Here is a 7,354-nt window from a genome sequence, read left to right as displayed (position 1 = left end):
TCCCGGTCGATTTCGGCGCCCCTGTCGGCAGTGGGGCCAAGCGCGGTGTAGAGGATGACGCTGCGCCCGGCTTGTAGACTGGCACGGCCGCTTGCCGTTGCGCGCGTGATCGCCTGCTGCGAGGCCTCCGAAACCAGATCGACGGGATCGACCTCGATGCCGTCGAAACCGTCGGTCAGGGCATGCCGGATCTGCCGTTCGGTGGTCGGCGAGCAACTGCCCGACACGATGGCTATCCGCTCGGCAGCGCCCGGCGGTGTGAAGCCTGGCCCAGCGCTGACGACGCCATTCGACGTCCATTCGGCCAGCAGCGCATATTCGACACCGGACGAGCCGACGACAAAAGAACCGCCGGGCTTGCGAACGCGCCACAGTTCCTTGCCGGCCAAAACCTGCGTCTCCAGACTGTCGACATCGACAAGCACGATGGCGGTGCCGTTTCCGGTCAGGCGATCGAACGCCGCCGACCGCGATGCCGACTGCAGCGTCGCAAGATCGACCAGCCCGGAGCTCAGCGCCGTCTGCCGCGACAGATGGATCAGCAGATCGGACTCATCCATTGGCGTCGTCGGGTGACGGCTCATCACCGGGTGGCGATCAATGCGGAAATATTGGTCGCGATAGGCCGCGAACAGATGGCCGAAAGCGGTATAGCGCTTGAGCTGCGGCGCGCCGACCAGCAGCGGCACACTATCCTGCGCGAACACCGAGCGGCCGACCTCGATGGCTCGGCCGATGCTGCCGATCGTCGGGCTGGAATCGAAGGTCGAGCAGACCTTGTAGTGGCAAATCTCGGCGTTAAGCGTCTTCAGCCAGGCGAAGGCATCGCGCAGATGCGTGTCCATCCATTGCGGCGTCTCACTGCGGCTGGTGCCGGCCAGCCCTATCGCCCGGCAATGGCCAAACCGGGACAGCAGGGCCGCGTCCGGCTGGCGCATGAACAGCACGGTCGGCACGCCACCGAGCTCGAGCGCCTCCATGACATCGGTCGAGCCGGTCAGGTCGTCGCCATAATAGCTGAGAAGCAGGTCCTGCATCGTCTCAGGCTGCCTTGCCGTCGCCGAATTTTTCGATCGACCGCGCCAGTTCGGGATGGTTCAAGGCGAAGTCGGCCAGCGGAATGCCGTCGACCGCCGCTTGCCAGGCTTGCTGCACGGCACGTACGCCGGCGCCCGGTCCGTCCGGATGGCTGACGATGCCGCCGCCGCAGAGATAGAGAAGATCCACGGTCCGGCCGGTCCGTGCATATGTCTCGGGCGCCTGACCGCCCCACTGGCCGGAACCTGCCACCGGTAATGCGCAGTCCCCAGGCGAAAAGATCGGCGTCGTCACCGCCTTGAAGGATTCGACGAAAGAGTCATCCGGCTCCCAGTATTTCGAGGCGATGCCGTTGATCTGGAACTGGTCGACGCCGAGCAGTCGCCAGAATTGCTGCCAGACCTTGAAGTCCATGCCGAGGCCGGGGTGACGGGTGAGGATGTCCCAGCCGTTGCGATGAGCATGCAGCACCAGGCCGGAGCGTTTTCTCAGGAATGCCATGCCGCCAAAGCCGATCGAATTGATGTTGATAACAGCACAATTGCCGCCGGCCTTCGCCACCAGATCGTGGTTGCGCATCATCTCGTCCGGATCGGCGTGCGAAATGCCGAAGGCATACATCACCTTCTTGCCGGTCTTCTGCTCGTGATCGAGGATCAGCGGCATGATTGCCTTCACCCGTTCCGACAGGGGCGAATAGGCCGGGCTCATCAGCTTCTCGTCATCCTTGATGAAGTCGACGCCGGCGGCGATCAGTTCCGCCACCATTGCCGCCGTCTCGTGCGGCCGCAATCCTAGCGCCGGCTTGACGATCGTGCCGATGATCGGGCGGTCAGTCACATTGGTCAGCCGGCGGCTGCCGGCGACACCGAACTGTGGGCCGGGATGTGCCCCGCGATACTCCTCCGGCAATTTCATGTCGACGACGCGAATCCCGGTAAGGCCCTTGATCGAATAGGTGCCGCCGATGGCAATCGTCATCAGCGCCGAAAGGTCGGTGCCGATGGCATCGAACGGAAAGGCGATGTCGACATCGGCGCGCCTGAACGGCCCCTTACCGTCATTGGGAAGCGACGGCCGCTCGGCATCGGGCAGAGGCCGAATCGCCAGCACACGTGCCGCCACCCGGGCCTTCAGTTCCTCGGTCTCGCCGGGCAGCGCTACGAAGGTGCCGGTCGACTGATCGCTGGCGATCTTGGCCGCCAGCGCTTCGATGCTTCCAGGCGTTTCGATGCGGTAGGTGAGGGTGATCATGGTCCGCTGTCTCAAGCCGAGGCGTTCGAAAAAGGTTCACTGGTGTTTCAAATCTGGTATAATGAGTACATAAGTATTGCAAGTCATATCCGGCAGCGGGATCGACAGACGGCAATTCCGGGAATTGTGGCGGCAGTGTTAGATAGGGCCGGGTCAAGGGAGTGATTCGCGGCGATGAACCGTTCGGAACCGATTGTCCGGCGCAAGCTTTCCGATGAGGTCTTCTTGCGGCTGAAGCGGCTGATCACCAGCGGCGAGCTGATGCCAGGCGACGACATGCCCTCGGAGCGCGAGCTGATGGAGCGCTTCGAGGTCGGCCGCCCCGCGATCCGCGAGGCGATGCAGGCGCTGAGCAATATGGGGCTGGTTGCGATCTCGCATGGCGAACGCGCCAAGGTGCTGCAACTCACCGCCAAGTCGATCATCAAGCAGGTCGACGGCGCCGCCAAGATCATCCTGTCGTCATCGAAAGACACGCTGGAGCACCTGAAGACCGCGCGCATCTTCTTCGAGCGTGGTATGGTCAGGGAAGCCGCCGAAAAGGCCACCGCCGAGGATGTGCTGCGGCTGCGGGCCACCGTTGCCGAACAGCGCGGCTTTCGCGGCGCTTCCGAAGCCTTCATCTCCGCCGACATGAAGTTCCATACACAGATCGCCGCGATCTCCGGCAACCCGATCTATGTCGCCGTCAGCGAGGCGATGCTCGGCTGGCTGAAGGAATACCACACCGAAATGCTGATCTGGACCGGCAAGGAAAAGTTCACGCTCACCGAGCACGAAGAGATCATAGGCCGCATTGAACTGAAGGATGCAGACGGCGCCGAGAAGGCGATGATCAAGCATCTAGAACGCTCGCGCGCGCTCTACGTGATGAACTCCGAAAAATAACGTCAGTCGATCCGGAGGATCTCGTAAGGCGTCATCACGAGATGGCCTCGGCCAAAAGCTGAAATGTCGACCTGCACGTCGTCCGCCGTCAGGTTCGCCAGCCACACGACAGTGTCGCCCGAGGCCGAGCGTCCAGCCAGCGCCAGCACCTTGGTCTCATCGCTCGTCCCTGCCGCCACATGCGCAAGGCCGGCCAGTTCGCAAAGCCCCTTGATGGCTCTGAAGAGCGGCCGGGGCGATCCTTCCGCGACGGGTTCTCCGGATGACGCCAGCACGCCGAACGGTCCGGTGAAGCTGGAGAGCGTGAGCTGTTCCAGCCCAGCGGCTGCGACGCGCGCGGCATAGCCGACCGTCCAAGCCGCCGCGAACTGGCCGGCATGGCGGGGATCGCTGTCGGCCATGGCAATGCGCTGTCCCCCGGGATTGGGTTTGGTCGCTCCGCCATAAGGGTTCTGCCGCATGGCAATCGTCGATGGTCCGATCCGGTAGGGTTTTGCCCCGAAGATTGCCCGTGCCGATTGGGTGATGAAAGGCAGCGCCTCCAGTGACTGCATGACGCTGAGATCGTCGGCGGCATGCACGATCGGGCAAGTGCAGTGGGTGACGAAATCGAGCTGGTCTGCCGGCACGCGCTTGCGGTTGAGCTCGGTGAAATAGCTGAACATGCCGCCGCCGAGGCGGATATAGGGGAATGCCCGCCGCGCTGCCGCATAAACGCCGTCGAGCGGCGGGCATTCCGGCCACGCGCTGCCCGGCGGTGTCGACTGCCGGTCGACCGACGGCGACACGGCAATGGCCGAGAGTTTTAGCCCGGCCCGGCGAACCAGGTCGGCGACGCCGGACAGCTCGGCGTCAAGATCGCCAGCGCAGGCAACGACGCATTCGAGGGTTGTTTCGGCTGCGTAGGCAGTTGCGAGCCGGGCGAAAGCGCGCAAGGCATCGAGCCCGTGGCCGCGCGTCGGATCGTAGTGAAACAGCAGCTGTTGTGGGCCGAGTTCCGCCAGCGTGGAGAGGTTCGCCAGCGCCGTCTCGACATCCTCGGGATAGATGATCACGCCGATATCGGGCAGCCTTGCTCCCGCCTCGGCGAGTTTGACTCTGACCGGTTCGCTGGCCACTGCGGCAGCCGGCGCTTTGCCGTCACCTGCGATGCGCAGGCTGATCGTCTGGCGCAGGGGCTGGCCGGCAGGCAGCACATACGGCCACGGCAGCACCAGCGGCCGCACATAGGTCTTGTAGGAGGCGTCCGACCAGTTGCGCTGGTCCTCCATTTCGAAAGTATCGCCTTCCATCCGGCACTCAGCGGTGACACCAGGCCGAACCTGATGGGAGATGGCGCGGATATCCTTGAAAGGCTGCCAGGGGTCGATCAGTTCGGGAAGCTTTGTCGCCACCACGTTGCCGTCCGTATGCTCGACCGTGACCGGGCTGCCGGCGAGGCGGGCGATCGGGTGCAGGATACAGAAGCCGCAGCGATTGGTTTCGAAATCGCTTTCGGGTAGGGCGCGGACGTCGAAGACCAGACGACCATCGGCGGAGCCTTTGATGGTGGCGCGGAAGCCGAGCTGGCTTCCATCGGGGGCCAGGCAGCCTGCCGAATAGCTGACCGAAAAAGTGTTGGCACCCTGCTCGATGATCAGGTCTGTCAAATTTGGCTCATAGGTGCCCCAGTCGCGGTCACGCACGATATAGGCGATGGCGCGTAGCACTTCGGTGCCGCCATGCCGAATGGTGCGCAGATTGCCGTTGACGAAGTCGGCGCTGAGCGCGCCTGCGCTGAGCCTGACCGGCTCGGCCTCGACCACGCGCGTGCCGTAAAGGAGGAAGGTATCGGCGGTCATTTCAGCGAGGCGTCGAGTTGCACCGGTTGCCGGCTCGCGGCCCCAGCATAGGCGGCCTCGACCAGCGCGAACGTCTTGAGATTGTCCGCGCCCGAGGTCGCCGGTTGTACGCCCTTTGCCAGGCAGTCTACCCAGTGCTGCTGGATGGCGACGACGCTTTCCTGGATGTTGTGCCAGGGCCGCGACGCCCAGGCCAGCAGCGGCGGCGAGACGTCGGTGACGGCCGTGCCGCTCTTGCCGGTGACGGTCAGCCGGTATCCCTGCGCCAGCCGGATCGTGCCGTCGCTGCCATCGATCTCGATCAGCGTTTCGGGAAACGGCTCGGTGGCGAGCTTCGTCGCGTAGCTGCAGTCGACCACGGAGGTTGCGCCGCTCTTGTGGTCCATCAGCATGGTCGCCACATCCTCGCCGGCAATGGCGGGATTGATGCGGGCGATTCGTGTCGTGATGGTCGAGACGTCGCCGAGCAGGAAACGGGCGATATCGAGGATATGGATACCGAGGTCCTCGATGATGAAGCGCTTTCCCGTCGCCAGATAGGGCTGACCGGAAAACACGTCATAGGCCGAGCGGAAGGAGATACGCCCGAAGAAGGGCGTGCCGATCTCGCCGCTATCGAGCACGGTCCGCACCGCCTGGACAGGTGACTGCCAGCGAAAATTCTCATGCACCATCAGCGGAACGCCGGCTTCCGCGCATGCCTTGACCATCGCCTTTGCGTCGGCAAGCGTCGGCGCGAACGGCTTTTGGCAGATCACCGGAACGCGGTGGGCGGCCGCCATTTCGACAAGCGGACGATGGCTGGGCGCGGTGGTGGCGATATCGACGAAGTCCAGGCTTTCGCCGGCAAATAGTTCCGCCGCATCGGTATAGCGCTTCGCAATGCCGAACTGGTCACCGACGATCCGCAACCGTTCCGGGTCACGGTCGCAGATGGCGATGATCGAGGCGCCCGCTATGTCGCGCCAGGCATGCATCTGGTTGACGGCAAAGAAGCCGCAGCCGATCAGCGCTCCCCGCAGTTCCGCCATGCTCAGCCTGCCTTTGCCATCTGCATCAAGGTGACACGTTGCTGAAGCCGGCGCTGTGCCTGGTCGACGACGACAGCGACGATGATGACGAGGCCCTTGATCACCATCTGCCAGAACGAACTCACGCCCATCATCACCAACCCGTCCGAAAGAATGCCGATGACGAAGGCGCCGACGATGGTGCCGCCGATCGTGCCGCGGCCGCCCGACATCGAGGTGCCGCCGAGCACTGCCGCCGCAATGGCGTTGAGCTCGAAGCTTTCGCCCGTCGCCGGATGCGAGGCCATCAGCTCGGACGAGATGATCAGGCCGACGATCGCCGCGCAGAAACCGGAGAACATATAGACGAACATCTTGACCATGTTGACCCGGACGCCCGAAATCCGCGACGCCCGTTCATTGCCGCCGACGGCGAAGATATGGCGACCGAGTGGCGTGTACTTGGCGAGATAGGCGGCTCCCAGTGCAACGACGATGAGGATCCAGATCGCCACCGGCAGGCCAAGCAGCCGACCGGCCCCGAGGAAGCCGAAGCCGGTGGTGCCAAGCTCCGGCTTGCCGACGAGGTTGGGAAAGGTGCGGCCATCCGACGACAGCAGCGCCAGGCCGCGCGCGACATAGAGCACGCCGAGCGTGGCGATGAACGGCGCGACGTTTAGCCTGGTGATCAGCAAGCCGTTGACGGCGCCGATCAATATGCCGACGGCAAGCGTGATCAGCGCGATCTCAAAGACGTTGAAATAGATGGTGTAGCCGATCTGCAGGTCGATGCCGTTGAGCACGAGATACCCGGCCACCATACCGCACAGGCCGACGATCGAACCGACCGAAAGGTCGATGCCGCCGGTGATAATGACGAAGGTCATGCCCATCGCCAGGAACGCATTCAGCGCCACGTGCTTCGACATCAGGATCAGATTGGCGGTCGACAGGAAATTCGGCGCCGCGATCGAGAAGAAGATCAGCACGGCGATCAGCGCAATGAAGGTCCTGAGCTTCATAACTGTCAGCAGCACCGAGCCGCTGGAAGCGGAGGGAGCGGCCGCTTTGGCTGGGATGTCAGTCATGGGCGGTGCTCTCCGTATGTGGGGCTGGTCCGTGGCCAAGCGCCGATGCGGCGACGAGTGCCGCCTCCGTCGCCTCAGTGCGGTCGAACATGCCGGTCAGTTTTCCGTTGCTCATCACTGCGATGCGGTCCGACAGCGCCATCACCTCATCGAGATCGGAGGTGGCGAACAAAATCCCCAAACCGTCGCGGGACAGTTTGCGCATGGTGCGGAAGACGTCGGCCTTGGCGCCGAC

At 63.7% G+C, this 7,354-nt stretch carries 6 protein-coding genes and 1 pseudogene; 1 reads left to right on the top strand and 6 read right to left on the bottom strand.

Translation table 11 applies throughout. The annotated features are described in order from the left end of the window. Together EN949_RS30885 and oiaX are read right to left on the bottom strand one after the other, a co-directional pair. Positions 1-1,037 (bottom strand): four-carbon acid sugar kinase family protein (locus EN949_RS30885; RefSeq protein WP_164782591.1); only part of this gene is annotated, 1,037 nt, incomplete at its 3' end. A 4-nt stretch (positions 1,038-1,041) separates the two neighbouring features. Next, the gene (gene oiaX / locus EN949_RS30880) at positions 1,042-2,292 is read right to left on the bottom strand and encodes a 3-oxo-isoapionate-4-phosphate decarboxylase OiaX (RefSeq protein ID WP_013533063.1); all 1,251 of its coding nucleotides are present in this window, start codon (positions 2,290-2,292) and stop codon (positions 1,042-1,044) included. A gap of 174 nt (positions 2,293-2,466) precedes the next feature. Here oiaX and EN949_RS30875 point away from each other — a divergent pair, with 174 nt between their 5' ends. Next, positions 2,467-3,180 (top strand): transcriptional regulator NanR, encoded by a 714-nt coding sequence (locus EN949_RS30875; RefSeq protein WP_013533062.1) that lies wholly within the window; start codon positions 2,467-2,469, stop codon positions 3,178-3,180. 2 nt (positions 3,181-3,182) lie between these two features. Here EN949_RS30875 and EN949_RS30870 read toward each other — a convergent pair whose 3' ends face one another. The 4 genes and pseudogenes from EN949_RS30870 to EN949_RS30855 form a co-directional block, all read right to left on the bottom strand. Continuing rightward, entirely contained in the window at positions 3,183-5,021 is a 1,839-nt protein-coding gene (locus EN949_RS30870; RefSeq protein WP_127365670.1) for a hypothetical protein, read from the bottom strand. Beyond that, a complete protein-coding gene (locus EN949_RS30865; RefSeq protein WP_127365669.1) occupies positions 5,018-6,052 on the bottom strand; it encodes a Gfo/Idh/MocA family oxidoreductase in 1,035 nt (344 codons plus the stop codon). Before EN949_RS30865 ends, EN949_RS30870 begins: the two co-directional genes overlap by 4 nt. A gap of 2 nt (positions 6,053-6,054) precedes the next feature. Then, positions 6,055-7,119, bottom strand: a complete 1,065-nt coding sequence (locus EN949_RS30860) for an ABC transporter permease (RefSeq protein WP_024502456.1) — start codon at positions 7,117-7,119, stop codon at positions 6,055-6,057. Then, positions 7,112-7,354 (bottom strand): annotated as a pseudogene (locus EN949_RS30855) (sugar ABC transporter ATP-binding protein); the annotation flags it as partial. The pseudogene EN949_RS30855 and the gene EN949_RS30860, both read right to left, overlap by 8 nt.

It is taken from the genome of Mesorhizobium sp. M7A.F.Ca.US.007.01.2.1, assembly GCF_003998165.1.
GTDB classification, from domain to species: Bacteria; Pseudomonadota; Alphaproteobacteria; order Rhizobiales; family Rhizobiaceae; genus Mesorhizobium; species Mesorhizobium ciceri.
This window is presented reverse-complemented; position numbering and strand designations above follow the sequence as displayed.

Bases quoted from the DNA above. Each gene is read 5' to 3' on its own strand.
- oiaX (WP_013533063.1), bottom strand. From the start codon at position 2,292: ATGATCACCCTCACCTACCGCATCGAAACGCCTGGAAGCATCGAAGCG.
- EN949_RS30875 (WP_013533062.1), top strand. From the start codon at position 2,467: ATGAACCGTTCGGAACCGATTGTCCGGCGCAAGCTTTCCGATGAGGTC.
- EN949_RS30870 (WP_127365670.1), bottom strand. From the start codon at position 5,021: ATGACCGCCGATACCTTCCTCCTTTACGGCACGCGCGTGGTCGAGGCC.
- EN949_RS30865 (WP_127365669.1), bottom strand. From the start codon at position 6,052: ATGGCGGAACTGCGGGGAGCGCTGATCGGCTGCGGCTTCTTTGCCGTC.
- EN949_RS30860 (WP_024502456.1), bottom strand. From the start codon at position 7,119: ATGACTGACATCCCAGCCAAAGCGGCCGCTCCCTCCGCTTCCAGCGGC.